The sequence below is a fragment of the uncultured Alsobacter sp. genome, from assembly GCF_945952055.1.
Lineage (GTDB): Bacteria > Pseudomonadota > Alphaproteobacteria > Rhizobiales > Beijerinckiaceae > Alsobacter.
The window spans coordinates 81,669-103,327 of record NZ_CAMFHB010000019.1; the positions used below are offsets into that span (position 1 = coordinate 81,669).

A 21,659-nucleotide genomic window follows, 5' to 3' on the forward strand; every position below is an offset into this window, starting at 1 on the left:
CTTTCGCGCGAAAGCCGGTGGCCCCAGATGACGGGTTGCGCAGGGATGAACACGATGCAGCTGGGCGGTCAGATGATGGACGGGCACCCCCGCGACTTCGTCGGCTATGCCGACAAGCCGCCCCATCCCGACTGGCCCGGCGGCGCGCGCGTCGCGATCAACTTCGTCGTCAATTACGAGGAAGGGTCCGAGTACTCGATCGGCGACGGCGACGGCCGGTCCGAGACTGCCCTGACCGAGGTCTCTGCCGCCCGGGTGCCAGCCGGGGAACGCGATCTCGCCTCGGAGAGCATGTACGAGTACGGGACGCGTGTCGGCTTCTGGCGCATCGCGCGCCTGTTCGCCGACCGAGGGATCGCGGCGACCGCCTTCGGCTGCGCCGTCGCGCTGGAGCGCAATCCGCCGGCCGCCGAGTTCATGGCCCGCCACGGCTGGGACGTGTGCTGCCACGGCTGGCGCTGGGTCGAGCACTACAAGCTGTCGGAGGACGAGGAGCGCGAGCACATCCGGCTCGCGGTCGAGTCCATCCAGCGCACCATGGGCGAGCGTCCCGTGGGCTGGTACTGCCGCTACGCGCCCAGCACGGCCACGCGCCGCCTGCTCGTGGAGGAGGGCGGCTTCCTCTACGACAGCGACAGCTACAACGACGAACTGCCCTACTGGACGATGGTGGCCGGGCGCCGGCACCTGATCGTGCCCTATTCGCTCGTCACCAACGACGTGAAGCTCACCAGCGGCCTCTTCACCGGCGACGACTTCTACGTCCTGCTGAAGAACGCCTTCGACGTCCTCTACGAGGAAGGCGCCGTGGCGCCGAAGATGATGTCCGTGGGCCTGCATCCCCGGCTCATCGGACACCCCGCCAGGCTCTCCGGGCTGCAGAAGTTCGTTGACTACGTTGTGTCCAAGCCGGACGTCTGGGCTTGCCGTCGCGCCGACATTGCGCGTCACTGGATCGCGCGCCATCCGGCCTGAGCCGGATCGCCGAGCGATTCGGGAGCACAGGGCAGGCCATGACCACCATCGCGATCAGCCTCCACATGGGAGGCCCCAGGAGCTTCGACATCTCCCGCTTCGGCCGCTGGATCGAGCCGCCGACCGTCCCCGGCGAGCGGATCGACCTCACGGACGTGATGGCTTTGGACGACTCGGGCATCGTGCCGCGCGTGCACGTGAACCTCGTGCAGCCGGTCACCCTTCCGCACAGCATCCAGAAGCTCGAGCGCCATCCCCGCGCCTCGCAGGCCTTCATGCCGCTCGACGTGGCCCGCTACATGGTGCTCGTGGCCGGCACCCGCGACGACGGCCATCCCGACCTCGATGACCTGCACGCCGTGCTGATGCCCGGCAATGTCGGCGTCTGCTACGCGCCCGGCACCTGGCACATGGGCGCCACGGTGCTCGACCGCCCGGGCAATTTCACGGTGCTCTGGCCGAGGCTGCCGGACGGGCCCGATGGTGGGCCGGGGGATACCGAGATCGCGACGCTGGAGCGGCCGGTGCGGATCGAGGGGTAGTCTTGCTAGATCCCCGTTGAGGGCTCCTGGCAGACTTCTGTTTGCTCGCTTCCATCTCTCAGCCGTCTTGGCCGGGCTTGGCCCGGCCATCCACGACTTTGCCGGGGCCATCCCGAAGTCGTGGGTGCCCGGGCCAAGCCCGGGCATGACGGCGGAGAGAGCGAGGGTCAGTGGGACGACCGCAGTCTGACCATCACCCCACCGGCACCAGCCGTGTGATCCGGCTGGGATTGCCCTCCGCCAGATAGAGCACCCCGTCCGCCGTCCCCCAGATCCCATGGGCCCCGTTGAGCACCGGCCGGCAGCGGTCGATGCGCTTGAAGTCCGGGGAGAGGCACGTCAGCGAGGGCACGCCGTCGGTCACGAAGAGCCGCCCCTGGGCGTCGCCCCAGATGTCGGACGGGCGATGGAAGCCGTCGATGGCCTTCAGGAACACACCGTCGCGGTCGAACACCTGCAGCCGGTCGTTCTCGCGGTCGGCAACGACGACCTTGCCGTCGCCGCAGACCCAGATGCCATGGGCGGTGACGAAACGGCCGGGCTCCGTGCCGATGCCGCCCCAGCGCAGCTCCGGCTGCAACGATGCCCCGAAGCGATGCACGAAGGCGTGGCCGTAGCCGTCGCCGACATAGACCTCGCCGGCCGGGCCGAAGGCGATGTCGGACGGATGGCCGAAGGGCCGACCCGGGCCGTGCCGCGTGCCGAGGGAGGCCACCCGTTCGCCCTGCGCGGTGAAGGCGATGACCTCGTGCGCGTCGCGATCGGTGATCCAGAGGCGGCCCTGCGGATCGCAGGCGATCATGTGGGCGTCGGCGACCTCCTCGCCCCAGGCGCCGAGCCTCCTGCCCTCCCGATCGAACACCAGGACCGCGGGGCCTGACGGTTCCGTCAGCGGGTCGCGGCGAACCAGGACGTGGACGTTCCCGCCGGGGTCGACGGCCACGTCGGTCACGCGCCCTTCAGACCCCGAAATGCTGCCGAACGGTCGCTCGACGGCGCAGACGCGCCCGCCGATTGCCACCCTCAAGCCTGCAGCCGCGTGCGCGCCCATGATCGTCGTCCCCGTGCCTGTGGCGCCCCTGCAGGCAGCGTGCCGAGCGAGAGCGCATTGACTGTATGTTTGTTATACAATATCGCTTTGTGACAACAAGAAACGCTCGCGATCCGGCCCTTCTCCCGTTGGCATCCGGATTGCTCGGGAACGCCGGGGACCATGGTCCCGAGTGTTCGCGCCCCCGACCGCCGACACTGCTCCGCCACGCCGTCTTTCGAGGGAAAGGACTGCTCCGATGGCCCGTTGGTCCGTTTCAGGCTCGCTTCGCACGCTTCTCGTCTCCTCCGCCCTGGCGCTCGCCGCCGGCCCGGCCTTCGCCCAGGCAAACCTGGTGATCGCCTTCCCGGCGAACCAGGAGCCGGCCCAGCTCGACGGCCACATCGACCCCTACCAGTCGACCTGGCTGCTCAACTCCTTCATCGCCGATCCGCTCGTCATCCTCGACAGCGACGGCAGCTACAAGCCGGCGCTGGCGACCTCCTGGGAGAGCTCGCCCGACGGCAAGGTGTGGACCTTCAAGCTGCGCTCCGGCGTCACCTTCCAGGACGGCACGCCCTTCGACGCGGCCGCGGTGAAGTACAACCTCGAGCGCATCAACGACCCGAAGACCGCGTCTGCCCAGCTGAAGAGCGACGTGGGCCCGTGGAAGTCTGTCGAGGTGGTCGATCCGACGACGGTGAAGATCACCTACGACACGCCGTGGGTGACGCTGCTGGACGCGCTGCGCCGCACGCCGATCTGGTCGCCGACCGCGGCGGAGAAGTTCGGCCTCGCCAACTTCAGCAAGAACCTCGTGGGCGCCGGTCCGTTCACGCTGGCCGAGTGGGTGCCCAACGACCGCATCGTCTTCAAGAAGTGGGCGGGCTACGGCGGCTGGAACCCGGTGCAGAAGGCCAAGGGCCCGGTCGGCGTCGACCAGGTGACGGTGCGCTGGATCGGCGAGGGCGCAGTGCTCGGCAACGTTGTCAAGAGCGGCAACGCCCAGATCGGCTTCACCATCCCGGCGAGCTTCGTCGACGAGTACAAGAACGACAAGACGGTCCAGTTCATCTCGAAGGACCAGTCGGGCACCGGCCTGCAGATGGTGATGAACACCCGCAAGCCGCCGTTGAACGACGTGCGCGTGCGCCGCGCGCTGCACCATGCCGCCGACCAGGCCGCCATCAACAAGCTGCTCTACGACGGCTACTACGCGCCCTCCGAAGGCCCGCTCAACAACAACCATCGCTGCTTCTGGGACGGCGCGGGCAAGATGTACGAGCGCTCCGCCGACAAGGCCAAGGCGCTGCTCGAGCAGGCCGGCTGGAAGGCCGTGTCGGGCAAGCCGATCCGCGAGGCCCAGGGCGTCGCGGGCGTGCCGGACGGGACGCCGCTGAAGATCCGCTACAACGTCCTCCATCACAAGGAGATCGGCGAGGCGCTGCAGGCGCAGATGCGCCGCGCCGGCATCGACCTCGCCGTCGAGGTGGTGGCCGGTCCCGTGCAGCTCGACCGCGTGCGCAAGGCCGACTTCGAGCTCATGTACGAGCGCCAGCGTTCGCCCGATCCGCTGATCCTCGACCAGGTGTGGAACTCCAAGTGGGACCAGCCCGGCGGCTGGGCCTGGACGGGCTTCAAGGACGACACGCTCGACACCACGCTCAACAAGCTGCGCGCGCTGCCCTCCATCGACGAGCGCTGCGCGGCCGCCCGCGACGCGCAGAAGATCATCATGGAGAACGCGCTGATGCTGCCGACCCTGTCCGACCCGGTCTTCGTGGCCGTGTCCGGCAAGGTGAAGGGCTTCCAGATGGGCGCCGAGGGCAACTGGTTCTTCCTGAACAACGTGACCCTCGACAAGTGACGGACCACGGACATCCGGCGGCGCGCTCGCGCGTGCCGCCGGCCTCCCGCCGGGCGCCCGTTGCCCGCAAGAGCATGTGATCCATGGGTCGCTACATCCTCAGCCGTGTTCTCCAGCTGCTGCCGGTGCTCTGGCTGATCACGCTGATCGTGTTCATGATCATGCACGTCCTGCCGGGCGACCCCGCCGAGCTGATGCTGGCGGGCGCCGAGGGTGGCGCGATCACGCCCGAGCGGTTGCGCGAGCTGCACCAGGAGATGGGGCTCGACGACCCGCTGGTGGTGCAGTACCTGCGCTTCCTCGGCCACGCGATGATCGGCGACCTCGGCCAGTCGATCCGGTTCCGCATGCCGGTGACCGAGCTCATCCTCGACCGGTTCGCCTCCACGCTGGAACTCGCCGTCTTCGGCCTCCTGGTGGCGCTGCTCATCGGCGTACCGCTCGGCATGCTGGCGGCGCTGCGCCAGAACACGGCCATCGACACGGCCGCCATGGGCATCGCCTATGTCAGCGCCTCGATGCCGATCTACTGGCTGGGCCTGGTCTCGATCCTGATCTTCTCGTTCATCCTCGGCTGGTTCCCGCCGGCAGGGGGCGACGGATGGCAGACGCTGGTGCTGCCCGCCGTCACGCTGGGTCTCGTCTCCTCCGGTCTCGTGGCGCGCCTCATCCGCTCCAGCATGGTCGAGGTGCTGGCCGAGGACTACATCCGCACCAGTCGCGCCAAGGGCCTGCCCGAGCGCCTCGTGCTGTGGCGCCACGGCCTGAAGAACGCGCTCATCCCGGTCGTCACGATGGTGGGCCTGCAGTTCGGGGGCATGCTGGCCGGCGCCGTCGTCACCGAGACGGTGTTCAGCCGCCCGGGCGTCGGCCGCCTCGTCGTCAGCGCCATCCTGGCCAAGGACTACCCGCTGGTGCAGGGCTGCATCATCTTCCTCGCCACGGTCTATCTCACCGTGAACCTCGCAGTCGACGTCGCCTATGCGTGGCTCGACCCGCGCATCCGCTACACGGTCTGAGCCATGGCGGGACCCGTGGCCAGCGAGGCTCTTGCCGCCCCGGTCGTCGCTCCCGCGAGCCGCGGGCTGCGGGCGCCGTGGGTGCGCCGCTTCCTGCGCAACAAGGGGGCGGTGGCCAGCCTCCTCGTGCTCCTGGCCTGGTGCGTCGTGGCGCTGCTCGGCACGCGGGTGGTGCCCTACGATCCGACGGAGACGGTCGACCTCGCGCGCCAGCCGCCGTCCGCGACCTACTGGTTCGGGACCGATCTCCTGGGCCGTGACGTCTTCAGCCGCGTGCTGGTCGGCTCGCAGATCTCGCTGTGGCTCGGCTTCATCAGCGTGACGCTGGGGGCAGTGCCCGGCGTCTTCCTGGGGCTGATCGCCGGCTACAAGGGCGGCTGGTGGGACACCGTGATCTCGCGCTGCATGGACGCGCTCCTTGCCTTTCCCTCGATCCTGCTGGCGCTCGTCGTCATCGTGGCGCTCGGCACCTCGATCGAGAACGTCATGATCGCGGTGGGCATCGCCACGGTGCCGCAATACGCCCGCCTCGTGCGCGGCAGCGTGCTGTCGATCAAGCAGCTGCCTTATGTCGAGGCCGCCCGCGTTGTGGGCAACCGGCCCTGGCGCATCATGCTGCGGCACGTGCTCGTCAATGCCTATGCGCCCGTGGTCGTGCTCTCCACGCTGCAAATCGGCAATGCCATCCTCATCGGCTCGGGGCTGTCGTTCCTCGGCCTCGGCGCTCAGCCGCCGACCCCCGAATGGGGCCTGATGTCGGCCGAGGGCCGCGAGGTGCTCAAGCGCGCCTGGTGGATCTCGACCTTCCCGGGCCTCGCCATCCTCACCGTCGTCGTCGCCTGCAACCTGGTCGGCGACGGCCTGCGCTCCGCCTTCGACCCGCGCATGCGGGTGGAAGGCTGATACCGGAGATCTCCATGACCCAGCCGATCCCGCCCGCCGCCCTCAAGGATCCCTTCGTCGGGATGCAGATCAGCCCGATCAGCTTCATCGACGAGGGCGTCGACACCGTGCTCGACACGCTGCAGAACCGGGTCGGCGTGAACGCGCTGCTGATCGGGACGATCTCGTGGCTGGGCCTCAAGGTCGGCCGGCGCATCTCGCACCAGCTCGAGGGCTGGCCCGACCATGGCGTGCCGGCGCCCTACACCATGCAGGGCGGCAGCTACATCAAATCGCGGCCCGAGTACTACAGCGACACCTTCATCAAGGAATTCGCCTCGGCCGATCCCGAGATGGGCGGGCAGGACATCCTCGACCTCGTCATCCCGAAGGCCAAGGAACGCGGGATGAAGGTGATCCCGGAGTTCATGGAGCCGCTGTTCAAATACGCCGGCCACGGCTCGGCGGCCGCGGTGCTCATCCCCAACATGCCGCAGTGCCTGGAGATCGACCTGCTCGGCCGCGTCGCCGGCGAGCCCTGCACGAGCAACCCGCATTACCGGAAGTGGTGGCACGGCATCGTCGAGCAGCACTGCCGCTCCTACGGCATCGACGGCATCATGTGGTGCAACGAGCGCAACAGCCCCCTCGACCGGATGCTGCAGGGCCAGGCGCCGGGCTGCTTCTGCCCGCACTGCCGCAAGGAGGCTGCCGAGCGTGGCATCGACTGTGAGCGCGTGAAGGTCGCCTTCCACAAGGTGTGGGACGTGGTGAAGGGGCTGCGCGCCAACAAGACCTTCGCCGACAACTCGCTCATCGAGTTCATGCGCGTGCTGCTCGTGAACCCCGAGGTTCTGCTGTGGGAGAAGCTCTGGCTGGAGCGCTCCAAGGACCTCGACCGCGAGCTCTACGGCATCGTGAAGTGGTGCGACCCGAAGCTCTCCTTCGGCCTCAACGTGTGGAACCGCAACCACTTCAATCCGGTGCGCAAGGCGCAATGGGGCTGGGAGGAGCAGACCGACTATGCCGACTGGGTGAAGCCCATCACCTACCAGCACCAGTCGGGCCACATCTTCGCGAAGGAGATGGAGCACTACCGCAAGACCATCCTGCGCGACTTCGACGCCAACGACTTCACGCCCGCGATGTACTCCATCCTCGGCCTCAACGAGGCGCCGTGGGACAAGGTGGTGCAGGCCGGTCTCGATCCCGACACCTACGTCTACGGTCAGTGCGCCGACGCCGTGCGCGGCTGCGCCGGCAAGGCCAAGGTCTACATGGGCATCGGCGTCGACGCGCCGCGCGAGCGCAAGGACCAGGCGGTCTGCACGCCGGACATCGTCTATCGCAGCGTGCTGGCGACTTACCGCGCCGGCGGGGAGGGGATCGTCTATTCCCCGAACTATGCCGGCATGAACCTCACCAACCTCGATGGCGGCGCCCGCGCGCTCGAGGAACTCGGCCTCAAGCCCGCCACCGCGGCCTGACGGCGACACCACACCAGAGAGGGAGGCGACGATGCCCGAACAGGCACCCTGGCGGTTCCAGAAGATCATCCGGCCCATGGTCGAGATCGAGCCCGAGCACGTGATCCTGGTCGGCCGCGTGCTGACCTGCGTCGGCGACGAGATCATCGAGAACGGCTTCGTCGAGATCGAGGGCAAGACGATCAAGCGGGTCGGCCGCACGTCCGATCTCGGCGCGACTGCAGCGCGGGTGATCGAGACCGGCGGCACGATCCTGCCGGGCCTCATCCAGAGCCACGGGCACCTCGCCTGGGACGGCATCCACGACCTCGCGGCGCAGTCCATGGACGATGCGCCCGAGATCGCCGCCTACAAGTGCGCGAGCAACATGCTGATCAACCTGAAGGCGGGCGTGACCACCTTCCGGGACCTCGGCGTCAACCGCACCAACCTCTTCGCCAAGCAGGCGGTGGCCCAGGGCATCTTCCCCGGCCCGCGGCTGCTCGTCTGCGGCCAGGCCATCGTGCAGACCGGCGGGCACACCTACTGGTGCTGCCGCGAGGCGAGCGGACCCGACGAGATGCGGCGGGCCGTGCGCGAGCAGGTGCGCGGCGGGGCCGATCTCATCAAGATCATGGCCTGCCACGACACGCTCGAGTTCACCGACGCCGAACTCGAGGCGGTGATCGACGAGAGCCACCGCAACAAGCTGCCGATCACGGCGCACGCCACCTACGACGCCTGCATCAACCGCGTGGTCCGCTTCGGCATCGACGTGGTCGAGCACGGTGGCTCGATGAGCGAGGAGACGATCGGGCTCCTGAAGGAAAAGAACGTCCCCATCGTCACGACCTTCGCGCCGGTGGTGGTGCAGAGCCAGCCGGAGATCGCGCGCAAGTTCAACATTCCGGAGTGGAAGATCGCCGAGCGCCAGAAGGCCGTCGCCGATCCCAAGCGCTACCAGGGCCTGGTCGATGCGGCAAAGGCCGGCGTCACCATCGCCTTCGGCACGGACTGCGGCAGCCCGGCGGTGGCGCACAGCGTCATCGCGCCGGAGCTGAAGTTCATGGTGAAGGTCGGCGTCAAGACCGACGCCTACGATGCCATTCGCAGTGCCACGGTGGTGGCCGCGGGCATCAACAAGCTGAAGCAGATCGGAACCCTGCAGGAGGGCATGCTCGCCGACGTGATCGTCGTCGACGGCAACCCGCTTGCCGATCTCGACGATATCGCGAAGGTCCGGATGACCTTCCTCGAAGGAAAGCGGATGGTGTGACGATGAGCGAAGACAAACTCCGGAGCGACGCAGATCCCCGGCTGATGAAGGCGCTGTCGCGCCGCATCCGTGCCCACGACGAGAGCTACCGGACCAAGATGCTCGCCATGGCGGCGAAGCTGCCGGACGTGATCGCCATGGGCCGTGGCGACCCCGATTTCCACACGCCCAAGCACATCGTAGAGGCGGCCAAGAAGGCGATCGACGAGAACCAGCACCACTACACGCTGCCGGCCGGCCTGCCGCAGCTGCGCGAGGCCATCGCCGACACGCTGCGCCGCGAGAACGGCCTCGACTACACCGCCAACGAGGTGGTGGTGACCGCCGGCACGCAGGAAGCGGTGATGCTGTGCATGCTCGCCCTGATCGACCAGGGCGACGAGGTGCTGATGCCGACGCCGCGCTTCACCTCCTACGACACGGCGGTGGAGATGTGCGGCGGCGTCTGCGTCGACATTCCGACCGTCGAGGCGACGAACTTCGCCCTGATGCCGGCGGAGATCGAGAAGCGCATCACGCCGCGCACCAAGGTGCTCGTGCTGATCACGCCGAACAACCCGACGGGCGCGGTGACGCCGCCGTCGGCCATTCGCGAGATCGCCGAGATCTGCAAGCGGCGCGACATCGTGGTGATCTCGGACGAGATCTATGCCCGCATCATCTTCGAGGGCAGCGAGCACCTCTCCATCGGCACCCTGCCGGGGATGAAGGAGCGCACCATCACGATGAACGGCTTCTCGAAGTCGTACGCCATGACCGGCTGGCGCGTCGGCTACGTGGCCGCGCCGGCGGCCTTCACGGCGCGCCTGACGGAGCCGCGGCACACGCTGTCGATCAACGCCAACACGCCCGCGCAGTGGGCGGCGCTCGCCGCGCTCACCGGCCCGCAGGAGCCGGTGGACGCCATGGTGCGCGCCTATGCCGAGCGGCGCGCCTACATGCTGGAGGCGCTCGACGAACTGGGCTTCACCTACGGCCATCCGGGCGGCGCCTTCTACGTCTACGCCAACGTGGAAAAGAGCGGGCGGCCGGCACCGGAGTTCTGCGAGAAGCTCCTGACCGAGGCGCGCGTGCTGGTGTTCCCCGGCACGCTGTTCGGCGACAAGGACGACCGCTACATCCGGCTCAGCCTGCTGCAGCCGGTGGAGCGCATCCGCGAGGCCGTGGCGCGCCTCAAGGACGCCAAGTCCAGGATCTTCGCATGACGGTCCGCCTCCTCCAGATCGGGCTCGGCAACCGCGGCGGCATGTGGGCGGACATCGTCGCCTCCAAGCCCGACGTCGAGATCGCTGCGGTCATGGACATCGATCCCAAGCGGCTCGAGACCTTCGCGGCGAAGTATCCGGCGCCGCGGCGGTATCTCACGCTGGAGGAGTCCATTGCCGCAGGCGGCTACGACGCGGCTTTGCTGGTGACGCCGCCGGACGGTCACCTCGCGCAGTGCCGGATGCTGTTCGAGGCGGGCCTGCCCATCCTGGCCGAGAAGCCGCTCGCCACGACCATGGACGATGCCGCGGCGATCGTGCGGCTCGCCGAGAGCCACCAGCTGCCGCTGACCGTGGGGCTCAATTTCCGCTACCTGCCGGTGACGCAGGGCATCCGCGACCTCGTGGCGCGCAAGGTTTATGGCGAACCCGGCTTCGGCCAGTTCACCTACCTGCGCAACCGGGACGGCATGCGGCCGGGGCTCAACAAGTACCCGCTCACCATGCGCCACCCGATGATGCTGGAGCAGAGCGTCCACCACCTCGACCTCATCCGCTACGCCTATGGCCGCGAGGTCGAGGCGGTGAGCTGCCGGACCTGGAACCCGTCGTGGTCCATGTACGCCCATGCCGCCAACGTGGCCTGCCTGCTCACGCTCGAGGGTGGGCTGGAGGTCAACTACCAGGGCACCTGGACCGGCGGGTGGAACGGGATGAAGTTCGAGTGGCGCACCGACTGCGAGCGCGGCGTCATCGTGCAGCGCGAACTGTTCGCCGACCTCGCCGCGGCGGCGACCGGCGACGATGCGCTGACGACGGTGCCGATCGCCGACGAGCGGGCCTTCATCGACGACACGGCGCATCTGCTCGACGCCTTCGTGGCTTGCCTGAAGGACGGCACGCCACCGCCCTGCGACGGGCGCGACCACCTGCGCACGCTGGCGCTCTGCTTCGCCGCCATCGAGAGCGACGACACCGGCACGCGCGTGGACGTGCCCGCCTTCATGGTCCGTCACGGCCTCGCGGACCTGATGGCATGACCGTGCTGGTGACGGGAGCGGGCGGGTTCGTGGGTTGCCACCTCGTGGAAGCCCTCGCGCGCGCCTTCCCGTCCACGCCCGTGGTGGCAGCCGACCTCGCTCCGCCCGACGCCGCCGCGGCGGCCGTCTACGCGAGCTTCCCGGGCCAGGTGGTCTCCGTGGCCGTCGACGTCGCCGACCGTTCGGCTGTCGCGGACCTCGTCGGCCGAACACGCCCCGAGACGATCGTCCATGCCGCGGCGATCACGCCGACGCCGGAGCAGGAGCGCGCGGACCCCGTCCGCATCATGGACGTCAACTACGGCGGTCTCGCCAACGTGCTGCAGCCGGCCACCACCGTGCCCGGGCTGCGGCGCGTGGTGTTCCTCTCGTCCACCGGTGTCTTCGGGCCCGCGGCCGGGCAGGGGCCGCTCGACGAGGAGGCCGACCCGAAGCCCCGGATCCTCTACGGCATCGCCAAGCGCGCGGGCGAAGACCTGCTGCGGCGCTGGTCGGAGGTCACGGGCGTCAGCGGCGCGAGCCTGCGGCTCGGGGCCATCTTCGGGCGGCACGAGCGCCCCACGCCGCATCGCGGCCGCATGAGTGCCGTCGGGCGGCTGCTCGCGGCCGGCGCCGGCGGTCGCGAGGTGGCGGTGCACGGGCGCGCCGTGCTGCGCGACTGGCTGGATGGCGACGACCTCGGCGCCGGCATCGCTCGCCTCGTCGCGGCTCCGAAGCTGGGGGCGACGCTCTATCACGCGACGGGCGAACGGCTCTCCTTCGGAGAGGTCGTCGACGCCGCTGAGCGCGGCGGCCTTCGCTGCCGCTGGGTCGGCGATCCGGCGGCCGCCAACGTCTCGCAGCTTCCGCAGGACAATCGTCCCGAGACGCCGGCGACGCGCTTCGCGCGGGAGTTCGGGCCGCTGTGCCGGCGGCCCGTGACCGAGGCGGTGCGCGACATGGCGGCGACGGCGGGAGTGGCGGCATGAGCGCGTTGCTCGAGGTCGAGGACCTCTCCGTCGCGTTCCGCTCGCAGTCCGGCACCGTCCGGGCCGTCGACGGGGTGTCGTTCTCGGTCGATCGCGGGGAGACGCTCGGCATTGTGGGCGAGTCCGGCTCGGGCAAGTCCGTGACGGCGCTCGCCGTCATGGGCCTCGTTGCCGATCCGCCCGGCAGGATCACCGGCGGGCGCATCCGCTTCGAGGGCCAGGACCTTCGCGCCGCGTCGCCGGAGACGTTGCGGTCGCTGCGCGGGCACGGCATCGCCATGATTTTCCAGGATCCCATGACGTCGCTGAACCCGGTGCTCACCATCGGGCGCCAGCTGACCGAGGTCACCGAGGTCCATCTGGGGCTGTCGCCGGAGCAGGCGCGCCGGCGCGCGGTCGAGCTCCTCGACATGGTCGGCATTCCCTCGCCCGAGAGCCGGCTCGACGACTATCCGCACCGCTTCTCGGGCGGCATGCGCCAGCGCGTCATGATCGCCATGGCCATGGCCTGCAAGCCGCGCCTGATCATCGCCGACGAGCCGACCACCGCGCTCGACGTCACCATCCAGGCCCAGATCCTGGAGCTCCTGCGCAGCCTTCAGGCCGAACTCGGCATGGCCATGATCCTGATCACCCACGATCTCGGCGTCGTCGCCGGCATGGCCGACCGGGTCTGCGTCATGTATGCCGGCCGCATCGTCGAGGAGGGCCCGACCGAGGCGATCTTCGACGCGCCGGGCATGCCCTACACGGCCGGGCTCCTCGGTTCGGTGCCGCGGCTCGACAGGCCCGATTCCGCGCGGCTCGTGCCGATCCCCGGCCTGCCGCCGGCCGGCTCGCAGGGCCCGGGCGTCTGCAGCTTCGCGCCGCGGTGCGGGCACACGATGGCGCGGTGCCTGGAAAAGGCGCCGTCGCTTGTCCCGGTCGGCGATGCGCGACACCGGGCGGCCTGCTGGTTGCGGGAGGCCCGCCCGTGACGACATCCGCCGGACCCTTGCTCGAGGTCGAGAACCTCGCGGTCCACTTCCCCGTCACGCGCGGCTTCATCTTCGAGCGCCAGGTGGGCACCGTGAAGGCCGTCGACGGCGTGTCCTTCGCCCTGCAGCGCGGCTCCACCCTCGGCCTGGTGGGCGAAAGCGGCTGCGGCAAGTCGACGGTCGGCCGCGCCATCCTGCGGCTCGTCGAGCCCACCGGCGGCAGCGTGCGCTTCGACGGCACCGACCTGCGCGGGCTCGGCGAGGAGGAGTTGCGGCGGCTGCGCCGGCGCATCCAGATGATCTTCCAGGACCCCTATGCCAGTCTCAACCCGCGCATGAGCGTGGGGGCCGCGCTGGCCGAGCCGATCCGCCTGCACGGCCTGCGCGAGGGCGAGGCGGCGGTGAAGGACCGGGTGCGCGAGCTCCTGGGTCTCGTCGGGCTCGACCCGGCCTATGCGGAACGTTTCCCGCACGAGTTTTCCGGCGGTCAGCGGCAACGCATCGGCATCGCCCGCGCGCTCGCCTGTGAGCCCGATCTCATCGTCTGCGACGAGCCCGTCTCGGCGCTCGACGTGTCGATCCAGGCCCAGGTGATGAACCTGCTGCAGGACCTGCAGCAGAAGCTCGGGCTCACCTACCTGTTCATCGCCCACGGCCTCAACGTGGTGCGCCACATCAGCGACCGCGTGGCGGTGATGTATCTCGGGCGCATCGTCGAGATGGGCGAGAAGGGCCCGCTCTACGCCGACCCGCGCCACCCCTACACGCGCGCCCTGCTGTCCGCCGTGCCGGTGCCCGATCCGCGGCTGGAGAAGCGCCGTCGCCGCATCATCCTGCAGGGCGACGTTCCGAGCCCGCTCAACCCTCCCCCCGGGTGCCGCTTCCAGACCCGCTGCCCCGTGGTGCAGGATCGCTGCCGCAGCGAGGACCAACAGCTCGCGCCGGGGCCGTCCGGGGTGGACGTCGCCTGCTGGCGTGCGCCCGAGGTGCCCGCGCTGCTGCCCAACGCTTTCGCAGGGACGGCTGCCCCGTCCACCAGGACCCACTGATGACCACAGCCCGCTACCGCATCGGCATCGACGTCGGCGGCACCTTCACCGATTTCATCCTGGCCGACATGACCGGCGGCGGGCTCGTCCTGCACAAGGAACCGTCAGTGCCGGGCGACCCGTCGCTCGCCGTCGAGCGCGGCATCGCGGCCCTCGTGGATAGCCGCGGGCTGGCGCCACGGGACGTCGAGCTCGTCGTCCACGGCACAACCATCGGCCTCAACGCCATCATCCAGCGGCGGGGCGCGAAGCTCGCCCTCGTCGTGTCGCGGGGCAACCGCGACGTGATGGAGATTGCGCGGCTGAGGCTGCCGAGCTCCTACGACGTGGCGGCCCCGCGCGAAGCGCCGCTGGTGCGCCGCGACCTGGTGTTCGAAGTGGGGGCGCGCCTGCGCTCCGACGGCACCGTGCTCGAACCCGTCGATCCCGCCGAAGTGGACGGCGTGGCGGACGAACTCGCCAGGCGCGGCGTCGACGCGGTCGCCGTCATGCTCCTCAACTCCTATCGCGATCCTGCCCTCGAGATCGAAGTGGCGGAGCGCCTGCGGGCCCGCCTGCCGGGCGTGCTGGTGACGGAATCGGGCGTGGTCTGGCCCGAGGTGCGCGAGTACGAGCGCTGCCTCGTGGCTGGCCTCAACGCCTATATCCATCCGTTGATGACGTCCTATTTCGACCGCCTGCAGCGCCGCGTCGGCGAGGCCGGCGTGAAGGGGCCGATCTACATCACCGCCAACAATGGCGGGACGCTCGGCCTCGACACGGCCCGCGAACGCCCCATCGACACCGTGCTCTCCGGGCCCGCCTCGGGCGTCGTCGCCTCGGTGCGGATGGGCGAGGCGGCGGGGCGCACCAGGCTCATCACCTTCGACATGGGCGGAACCAGCGCCGACATCTCGATCGTGCGGGCCGGAGCGCCGGAGTTCACGACCACCACCTTCGTGGGCGACTTCCCGCTGATCATGCCCGTGGTGAACGTCGGCGCCATCGGCGCCGGCGGCGGGTCGATCCTGTGGGTCGACGACCAGGGTTTCCTGAAGGTCGGACCGCTCTCCGCGGGGGCCGATCCTGGTCCCGTGTCGTACCGGCGCGGCGGCACGCAGCCCGCCGTCACCGATTGCTATCTCGCCACCGGCATCATCGACCCCGACCGCTTCCTCGGCGGCCGCATGCGGCTCGACCGCGAGGCGGCGCTCGCGGCGCTCGCCGAGATCGCGCAGCGGCTCGGCCTCCCGGGGCCCGTGGACGCGGCGGAGGCGGCCCTGCGGGTGGCCAGCGCCAAGATGGCCAGCGAGGTGATCAAGCTGCTCGCGACGGCCGGAGCCGACCCGCGCGACTTCGCGCTCGTCGCCTATGGCGGCGCGGGCCCGACCCATGCGGTGCTGCTGGCGGAGGAGGCGGGGCTGGAGGCCGTGCTGGTGCCGACCACGCCTGGCGCCTTCTGCGCGCTCGGAGCCGTGCTCGCCGACGTTCGCCGCGACTACGTCCAGACGGCACGCCACCTGATCGCGGCACCCGGCGTCCTGCCGGCGTCGCGCGACGGCTGGGCTGCCGTGGACGAGGCCATCGCCCGCCTGCGCCGCGACGCGCTCGCCTGGATCGCCAAGGAGGGCGCGCTCGTCGGCGCCCACAGCATCGCGGTCAGCGCCAACATGCGCTACACGGGCCAGGCCTACGAACTCGACATCCCGGCGCCCTCGGATCCGCCCGATCCCGCCTCATGGTGCGAGGCCTTCCATGCCGAGCACCACCGCCTCTACGGCTTCAGCGATCCGTCGGCCCCGGTGCAGGTCACGACCGTTCGGCTCGGGGTGATCGGCAAGGTGCCGCCCGTCCAGTTCCCGCCGGCCGACGACGCGAAGCCCGTGGCGCGCGGCACCCGCACCGTGTGGCGCAACGGAAAGGCGCTCGAGGCCGCCGTCTACGACCGCGCGGGCTTCGGCCGCGGCGCGGCGGTCCAGGGTCCCGCCATCATCGAGCAGGCCGACACCACCACGCTGGTGCTCGACGGCTGGCGCTGCGAGGCCGACGCCATCGGCACCCTTCACCTGACGCGGGAGGGCCGGCGGTGACGCAGGATGCAGCCTCCGGGATCGTCCTCGATCCCGTCGACCTCGAGATCTTCTTCCACAAGTTCACCGCCGTGGCCGAGGAGATGGCCATCACGCTGCAGCGGGCGGCCCGCACCACCTATGTGAAGGAGGCCGGCGACTTCGGCACCGCGCTGGCGAGCCCCGGCGGACGGTTCTTCGCCTATCCGCGCGTGCTGGGCGTCTCGGGCTTCCTCGACAGCGACGTCGGCCCCTCGCTGGAGGCGATCCCGGACCTCGAGCCCGGCGACGTCATCATCACCAACCACCCCTATGCGAGTGTCGGGCTCTCCACCCACATGCCCGACCTGCACCTCATCCGGCCGATCTTCCACGAGGGCCGGATCGTCGCCCATGCCTGGGACTTCATCCACTCGGCGGATGTCGGCGGCGGCGTGCCGTCCTCGATCTCGCCGCGCTTCTCGGACCTGTTCCAGGAGGGCTTCCAGATTCCGCCGATGAAGCTGATGAAGGCGGGCGTGATGAACGCCGACTTCCTGACGCTCTACCGGTCGAACTGCCGCACGCCCGACGTCAATCTCGGCGACATCAACGCCATGCTGGCGGCGCTGGCCATCGGCGAGCGGCGGGTGCACGAGCTCATCGCCGCCCACGGCGTCGAGACCTTCATGCAGGCGCAGCGCGACCTCGTGGCCTATGCCGCGGCCAAGGCGCGCCAGGTGCAGCGGCGGATCCCGGACGGCGACCACGTCTTCTGGGACTATCTCGACGACGACTACAATTCGCCGGTGCCTGTGCGCCTGCGCTGCTGCCTCAAGGCGCGCGACGGCCACGTGCATCTCGACTTCACGGGCTCCGACCCTCAGGTCGAGGCTGCCTACAACGTGCCGACCGGCGGGCGTCGGCACGTGTGGCTGACGCTCAAGCTCATGCACTTCGTCTACAGCACCGACCGCACGGTGCCGCTGAACTACGGGCTGTTCGAGAACATCACCGTCGAGGCCCCGTCCGGCACCATCGTCAATCCCGAGCCGCCCGCCGCCGTGGGCGTGCGTGCCGCCACGGCCATCCGCATCAACGAGGCGCTGGTGGGCGCCATGTCGGTCGCCAAGCCCGGGCTGATGCCGGCGCCGAGCGGCGGCGTGATGATCCCGTCCGTGCTCGTCGAGCAGGATCCGGCGACGGGCGCGCGCAGCGTCATGGTGCTGCAGTCGCTCGTCGGCGGGACGGGGGCACGCGAGGGCGGCGACGGCGTCGACGGGCGCGATTCCAGCCTCGCCAACCAGCGCAACACGCCGATCGAGAAGACCGAGGAGGAATCCGCCGCGGTCATCGTCGACTACGCGCTGCGCCCGGACTCGGGCGGCGCCGGCCGCTGGCGTGGCGGCACCGGCGTCGTCTTCAGCGTGCGCATCGTGCGCGACGGCAGCGCCGTGCTGGGCCGCGGCATGGAGCGCTTCGTGTTCCGGCCGTGGGGCATGGCCGGCGGCAAGCCGGGCGCCAATGCCCGCGTGGTGCTCAACGCCGGGACGCCGCAGGAACGTGACCTCGGCAAGCTCGACATGTTCGTGGCGCGCGCCGGCGACGTGGTCACCATCATGACCCCTGGCGGCGGCGGCTTCGGCGACCCGCTGGAGCGGCCGGCGGATGTGGTCCGCGACGACGTAGTGTCGGGCTATGTGAGCCGCGAGTCCGCCCTTGCGGACTATGGCGTCGTGCTCGACGGCGACGCCGTGGACGAGGCTGCGACGCGGGCCCGGCGGGACGCCATCCGTCGCGGCCGCCCGGGCCTGAAGCGCTTCGACTACGGGCCCGAGCGCGAGGCCTGGGACACCGTCTTCGACGACGCGTCGATGCTGGAGTTCAATGCCCTGCTGATGCGGCTGCCGACCTCGGTGCGTTCGCGCCGGCGGCGTGAGATCTTCGACCGGGTGGTGCCGGGCCTGTCGGCCGGCGTCCGGCCGCTGCAGGACGCCATCGGCGATCCGGACGCGGCACGCGCCCGGCTCAAGGACGATATCGAGGCCCTCCGGCGCGCTCTCGCGCCAGGCGAGGGAGAGACAAGGAGGACGTCATGAAGGTCGGAATCATCGGGGCGAGCTTCGCCAAGGCCGCCTATCTGCCGGCGCTGAAGCACGTCGAGGGCGCCGAGGTGGTCGCCATCGCCAGCGCGCGCAAGTCCAGCGCCGAGGCTGCCGCGCAGGCGTTCGGCGTGCCGCACGCCTATGACGACTGGCAGGCGATGATCGCGAACCACACGTTCGACCTCGTCTGCGTCGCGACCCCCACCGTGACTCACGCGCCGATGACGCTGGCCGCTCTGGATGCCGGTGCCGCGGTGCTGTGCGAGAAGCCCACCGCCATGGACGCCGGGCAGGCCAAGGCCATGCTCGACCGTGCCGAGGCGCTCGGCCGGGTGCACATGATCGACCACGAGCTCCGCTTCAACCCGAACCGCCGCAAGGTGAAGGCGCTCATCGACAGCGGCGCGATCGGTAAGGTCCGGCACGTCGTCGTCTCGAACATCGTGGCGGCCTGGGGCGATCCGGCGTCGCGCTCAAAGGGCGACTGGTGGTCGCTGGCGAGCGAAGGCGGCGGGCGGCTCGGCGCCAATGGCTCGCACCAGGTCGACCTCATCCGCTGGTGGCTGGGCGAGGTCGGCGCCGCCGACGGCATGCTGCGCACCATGGTGCCGGACCGCGTGGACAAGACGACCGGCGAGCCCTGGCGGGCGGACGCCGACGATTTCGCATCCTTCACCCTCGACATGAAGAGCGGCGCCATCGTCCAGGTCATCATCAACGCGACCGCGCGTCACGGGCTCGACAACACCACCCAGATCTTCGGCAGCGAGGGCACCATCCTGCTGCACAACACCGGCGAGAAGCTGCTCGTCGCCAAGGCCGGCGAGACCTTCAAGGAGGAGCAGGTCGAGGACCCCAACGCCAGCCTGCCCGGCCTCAACGCCGGCATCTGGAACGTGTCGGTCGTGGGCGTGATGCGCGAACTCGCCGCCGCCATCCGCGAGAAGCGCCCGGTGAAGGAAGGCGCGACCTTCTGGGACGGCTGGAAGAACCAGCTCGTTCTGGACGCGGTGGCCCAGTCGAGCAAGGAGCGGCGGTGGGTGGATCTGGGGTGAGGGGCGCTGATCTCGACGCTGCGCTGCATCTCTCAACTGTCCTGGCCGGGCTTGGCCCGGCCATCCACGACTGTGCCGGGGCCATGCGCAAGTCGTGGGTGCCCGGGCCAAGCCCGGGCATGACGCGCGGAGGGGTTGGAGCCTTGCAGAGGTGCCTTCAGCCCCTCACTGCCTGATGCACGCGGCCCGGTGGTCCGGCCCGCGCTCCGTCAGCGGCGGCACCACCTCGCCGCACTCCTTCGTCGCCACCGGGCACCGCGTGCGGAAGACGCAGCCCGACGGCGGGTTGAGCGGGGAGGGGATGTCGCCCTGCAGGATCACGCGCTCGCGCTTCACCGTCGGGTCGGGGATCGGCACGGCTGAGAGCAGGGCCTGCGTGTAGGGATGGCGCGGGTTCGTGTAGAGCGAGCGCGCCGGCGCGATCTCCATGATCCGGCCGAGATACATGACCGCCACGTGGTCGGAGATGTACTCGACGATGCCGAGGTCGTGGGCGATGAAGAGCACCGTCAGGCCGAACTCGTCCTTGAGGTCCTCGATGAGGTTCACCACCTGCGCGCGGATCGAGACGTCGAGCGCCGAGACGGGCTCGTCGGCGACGAGGAACGAGGGCTTCACCGCGAGCGCGCGGGCGATGCCGATGCGCTGGCGCTGGCCGCCGGAGAACTCGTGCGGGTAGCGCCGGGCGTGCGAGGGTGACAGGCCCACCCGCTGCAGCAGGTCGGCGATCCGCTCGCCGCGCTCGGCACCCCGGGCGAGGTCGTGGATGTCCAGCGCCTGGCCGACGATCTCGCCCACGGTCATGCGCGGGTTGAGGCTCGCGAACGGATCCTGGAAGACGATCTGCATGCGCCGGCGGTACTGGCGCATGGCTTCGGGGGGGAGCGTCGTGATGTCGACGCCGTCGTAGACCACCTCGCCGGCTGTCGGCTCGATGAGGCGCAGGATCGAGCGGCCAACGGTGGTCTTGCCGGACCCGGATTCGCCGACGAGCCCCAGCACCTGGCCACGGCCGATGTCGAAGGAGACGTCCTGGACGGCCTTCACCTGGGCGACCACGCGCGAGAGGATGCCCCCGTGCACGGGGAACTCCTTCACGAGGTTGCGGACGGAGAGCAGGGCGGGGGCAGGCTTGGCCTTCGGTGCGGCGCTCATGCGGAAACGGTCTCCTCGGCGAGCGCGCGCCAACGCACGCAGCGCACGGTATGGCCGCCGCCCGTATCCTCGAGCGGCGGGATGGCGGCGCGGCATTCGTCCTGCGCGTGGGCGCAGCGCGGGTTGAAGGCGCAGCCCGGCGGTGGGCGCAGCAGGTTCGGCACGGTGCCCGGGATACTCTCCAGCCGCTTGCGCGTGCCGCTGGCCCGGTCGAGACGCGGGATCGAGTTCATCAAGGCGCGGGTGTAGGGCATGCGTGGCCGGGCGAAGATGTCGCGCACGTCGCCTTCCTCGACCACCTTGCCGGCGTACATCACCACGACGCGGTCGGCCATCTCGGCCACGACGCCGAGGTCGTGGGTGATGAACAGGATCGACATGCCGAGCTCGCGCTGAAGCTTGCGCATCAGGTCGAGGATCTGGGCCTGGATGGTGACGTCGAGCGCCGTCGTCGGCTCGTCGGCGATGAGCAGCTTCGGCCGGCAGCACAGCGCCATGGCGATCATGGCGCGCTGGCGCATGCCGCCCGACATCTGATGCGGATAGTTCTCGATGCGCCGGCGCGGATCGGGGATGCCGACGAGGTCGAGCATCTCGACGGCCGCTTCACGAGACGCTGCCTTGTCCTTCTTCTGGTGCAGGGCGACGGCCTCGGCGATCTGGTCGCCGATGGTCTTCACCGGGTTCAGGCTCGTCATCGGCTCCTGGAAGATCATGCCGATCTCGTTGCCGCGCACGGCCCGGATCTCGGGGCCGGACATCGCCAGGAGGTCGCGCCCGCCGAAGGTGATCGAGCCGCCGACGACGGCGCCCGGCGGCGGGATCAGCCGCATCACCGAGAGGCTCGTCACCGACTTGCCTGATCCGGATTCGCCCACGACAGCGACGGTCTCGCCGCGCCCGACGTGGAAGCTCACGCCGTCCACGGCGGGCACCACCCCATCCTCGGTGCGGAAATGGGTCTGGAGGTCGCGAATGACGAGCAGCGGCTCTCGATCGGCGGAGGTCAAGGCGGAAGGGC

Annotated in this window: 18 protein-coding genes; 15 read left to right on the plus strand and 3 right to left on the minus strand. The window is 69.9% G+C overall.

The genetic code is table 11. The annotated features are described in order from the left end of the window. The first annotated feature begins 45 nt into the window (after positions 1-45). Both Q0Q47_RS15495 and Q0Q47_RS15500 read left to right on the plus strand, forming a co-directional pair. Positions 46-975 carry an allantoinase PuuE gene (locus Q0Q47_RS15495; protein ID WP_293861567.1) on the plus strand — a complete coding sequence of 310 codons (930 nt, stop codon included), beginning with the start codon at positions 46-48 and terminating at the stop codon, positions 973-975. A 38-nt stretch (positions 976-1,013) separates the two neighbouring features. Beyond that, positions 1,014-1,517, plus strand: a complete 504-nt coding sequence (locus tag Q0Q47_RS15500; RefSeq protein ID WP_293861570.1) for an ureidoglycolate lyase — start codon at positions 1,014-1,016, stop codon at positions 1,515-1,517. Between the two features lie 193 nt (positions 1,518-1,710). Here Q0Q47_RS15500 and Q0Q47_RS15505 read toward each other — a convergent pair whose 3' ends face one another. Next, on the minus strand, positions 1,711-2,469 hold the full coding sequence (locus tag Q0Q47_RS15505) for a hypothetical protein (RefSeq protein WP_293861573.1): 759 nt from the start codon (positions 2,467-2,469) through the stop codon (positions 1,711-1,713). Positions 2,470-2,806: 337 nt separating this feature from the next. Between Q0Q47_RS15505 and Q0Q47_RS15510 the strand changes: the two genes are divergently transcribed. From Q0Q47_RS15510 to Q0Q47_RS15570, 13 genes are all read left to right on the plus strand, one after another. After that, entirely contained in the window at positions 2,807-4,414 is a 1,608-nt protein-coding gene (locus tag Q0Q47_RS15510) for an ABC transporter substrate-binding protein (RefSeq protein ID WP_293861576.1), read from the plus strand. Between the two features lie 83 nt (positions 4,415-4,497). Further along, complete coding sequence (gene nikB / locus Q0Q47_RS15515) at positions 4,498-5,433, plus strand: nickel ABC transporter permease (protein ID WP_293861579.1); 936 nt, start codon at positions 4,498-4,500, stop codon at positions 5,431-5,433. Positions 5,434-5,436: 3 nt separating this feature from the next. Further along, the gene (locus Q0Q47_RS15520; protein WP_293861582.1) at positions 5,437-6,336 is read left to right on the plus strand and encodes an ABC transporter permease; all 900 of its coding nucleotides are present in this window, start codon (positions 5,437-5,439) and stop codon (positions 6,334-6,336) included. A gap of 14 nt (positions 6,337-6,350) precedes the next feature. After that, complete coding sequence (locus tag Q0Q47_RS15525) at positions 6,351-7,802, plus strand: hypothetical protein (RefSeq protein ID WP_293861585.1); 1,452 nt, start codon at positions 6,351-6,353, stop codon at positions 7,800-7,802. Between the two features lie 31 nt (positions 7,803-7,833). Then, the gene (locus Q0Q47_RS15530) at positions 7,834-9,057 is read left to right on the plus strand and encodes an amidohydrolase family protein (RefSeq protein ID WP_293861588.1); all 1,224 of its coding nucleotides are present in this window, start codon (positions 7,834-7,836) and stop codon (positions 9,055-9,057) included. Positions 9,058-9,059: 2 nt separating this feature from the next. After that, on the plus strand, positions 9,060-10,262 hold the full coding sequence (locus Q0Q47_RS15535; protein ID WP_293861592.1) for a pyridoxal phosphate-dependent aminotransferase: 1,203 nt from the start codon (positions 9,060-9,062) through the stop codon (positions 10,260-10,262). Next, complete coding sequence (locus Q0Q47_RS15540) at positions 10,259-11,302, plus strand: Gfo/Idh/MocA family oxidoreductase (protein WP_293861595.1); 1,044 nt, start codon at positions 10,259-10,261, stop codon at positions 11,300-11,302. Before Q0Q47_RS15535 ends, Q0Q47_RS15540 begins: the two co-directional genes overlap by 4 nt. Next, positions 11,299-12,270, plus strand: a complete 972-nt coding sequence (locus Q0Q47_RS15545) for an NAD(P)-dependent oxidoreductase (RefSeq protein WP_293861598.1) — start codon at positions 11,299-11,301, stop codon at positions 12,268-12,270. Before Q0Q47_RS15540 ends, Q0Q47_RS15545 begins: the two co-directional genes overlap by 4 nt. Next, positions 12,267-13,247: an ABC transporter ATP-binding protein gene (locus Q0Q47_RS15550; protein ID WP_293861601.1), complete on the plus strand. Its 981-nt coding sequence runs from the start codon at positions 12,267-12,269 to the stop codon at positions 13,245-13,247. The genes Q0Q47_RS15545 and Q0Q47_RS15550 overlap by 4 nt, the downstream gene beginning before the upstream one ends. Next, positions 13,244-14,296, plus strand: a complete 1,053-nt coding sequence (locus Q0Q47_RS15555; protein WP_293861604.1) for an ABC transporter ATP-binding protein — start codon at positions 13,244-13,246, stop codon at positions 14,294-14,296. The genes Q0Q47_RS15550 and Q0Q47_RS15555 overlap by 4 nt, the downstream gene beginning before the upstream one ends. After that, on the plus strand, positions 14,296-16,365 hold the full coding sequence (locus Q0Q47_RS15560; protein ID WP_293861607.1) for a hydantoinase/oxoprolinase family protein: 2,070 nt from the start codon (positions 14,296-14,298) through the stop codon (positions 16,363-16,365). Before Q0Q47_RS15555 ends, Q0Q47_RS15560 begins: the two co-directional genes overlap by 1 nt. Next, complete coding sequence (locus tag Q0Q47_RS15565) at positions 16,362-18,422, plus strand: hydantoinase B/oxoprolinase family protein (RefSeq protein WP_293861610.1); 2,061 nt, start codon at positions 16,362-16,364, stop codon at positions 18,420-18,422. The genes Q0Q47_RS15560 and Q0Q47_RS15565 overlap by 4 nt, the downstream gene beginning before the upstream one ends. Further along, on the plus strand, positions 18,419-19,483 hold the full coding sequence (locus Q0Q47_RS15570) for a Gfo/Idh/MocA family oxidoreductase (RefSeq protein ID WP_293861613.1): 1,065 nt from the start codon (positions 18,419-18,421) through the stop codon (positions 19,481-19,483). The genes Q0Q47_RS15565 and Q0Q47_RS15570 overlap by 4 nt, the downstream gene beginning before the upstream one ends. 165 nt (positions 19,484-19,648) lie before the next feature. Here the strand turns inward: Q0Q47_RS15570 and Q0Q47_RS15575 are convergent, their stop codons facing one another. Continuing rightward, on the minus strand, positions 19,649-20,638 hold the full coding sequence (locus tag Q0Q47_RS15575; protein ID WP_293861616.1) for an ABC transporter ATP-binding protein: 990 nt from the start codon (positions 20,636-20,638) through the stop codon (positions 19,649-19,651). Beyond that, positions 20,635-21,648, minus strand: a complete 1,014-nt coding sequence (locus Q0Q47_RS15580) for an ABC transporter ATP-binding protein (RefSeq protein WP_293861619.1) — start codon at positions 21,646-21,648, stop codon at positions 20,635-20,637. The genes Q0Q47_RS15575 and Q0Q47_RS15580 overlap by 4 nt, the downstream gene beginning before the upstream one ends. Between the last annotated feature and the right edge of the window lie 11 nt (positions 21,649-21,659).

Excerpts from the sequence above, each read along its gene's own strand:
- Q0Q47_RS15495 (WP_293861567.1), top strand. The coding sequence starts at position 46 with ATGAACACGATGCAGCTGGGCGGTCAGATGATGGACGGGCACCCCCGC.
- Q0Q47_RS15500 (WP_293861570.1), top strand. The coding sequence starts at position 1,014 with ATGACCACCATCGCGATCAGCCTCCACATGGGAGGCCCCAGGAGCTTC.
- Q0Q47_RS15510 (WP_293861576.1), top strand. The coding sequence starts at position 2,807 with ATGGCCCGTTGGTCCGTTTCAGGCTCGCTTCGCACGCTTCTCGTCTCC.
- nikB (WP_293861579.1), top strand. The coding sequence starts at position 4,498 with ATGGGTCGCTACATCCTCAGCCGTGTTCTCCAGCTGCTGCCGGTGCTC.
- Q0Q47_RS15520 (WP_293861582.1), top strand. The coding sequence starts at position 5,437 with ATGGCGGGACCCGTGGCCAGCGAGGCTCTTGCCGCCCCGGTCGTCGCT.
- Q0Q47_RS15525 (WP_293861585.1), top strand. The coding sequence starts at position 6,351 with ATGACCCAGCCGATCCCGCCCGCCGCCCTCAAGGATCCCTTCGTCGGG.
- Q0Q47_RS15530 (WP_293861588.1), top strand. The coding sequence starts at position 7,834 with ATGCCCGAACAGGCACCCTGGCGGTTCCAGAAGATCATCCGGCCCATG.
- Q0Q47_RS15535 (WP_293861592.1), top strand. The coding sequence starts at position 9,060 with ATGAGCGAAGACAAACTCCGGAGCGACGCAGATCCCCGGCTGATGAAG.
- Q0Q47_RS15540 (WP_293861595.1), top strand. The coding sequence starts at position 10,259 with ATGACGGTCCGCCTCCTCCAGATCGGGCTCGGCAACCGCGGCGGCATG.
- Q0Q47_RS15545 (WP_293861598.1), top strand. The coding sequence starts at position 11,299 with ATGACCGTGCTGGTGACGGGAGCGGGCGGGTTCGTGGGTTGCCACCTC.
- Q0Q47_RS15550 (WP_293861601.1), top strand. The coding sequence starts at position 12,267 with ATGAGCGCGTTGCTCGAGGTCGAGGACCTCTCCGTCGCGTTCCGCTCG.
- Q0Q47_RS15560 (WP_293861607.1), top strand. The coding sequence starts at position 14,296 with ATGACCACAGCCCGCTACCGCATCGGCATCGACGTCGGCGGCACCTTC.
- Q0Q47_RS15570 (WP_293861613.1), top strand. The coding sequence starts at position 18,419 with ATGAAGGTCGGAATCATCGGGGCGAGCTTCGCCAAGGCCGCCTATCTG.
- Q0Q47_RS15575 (WP_293861616.1), bottom strand. The coding sequence starts at position 20,638 with ATGAGCGCCGCACCGAAGGCCAAGCCTGCCCCCGCCCTGCTCTCCGTC.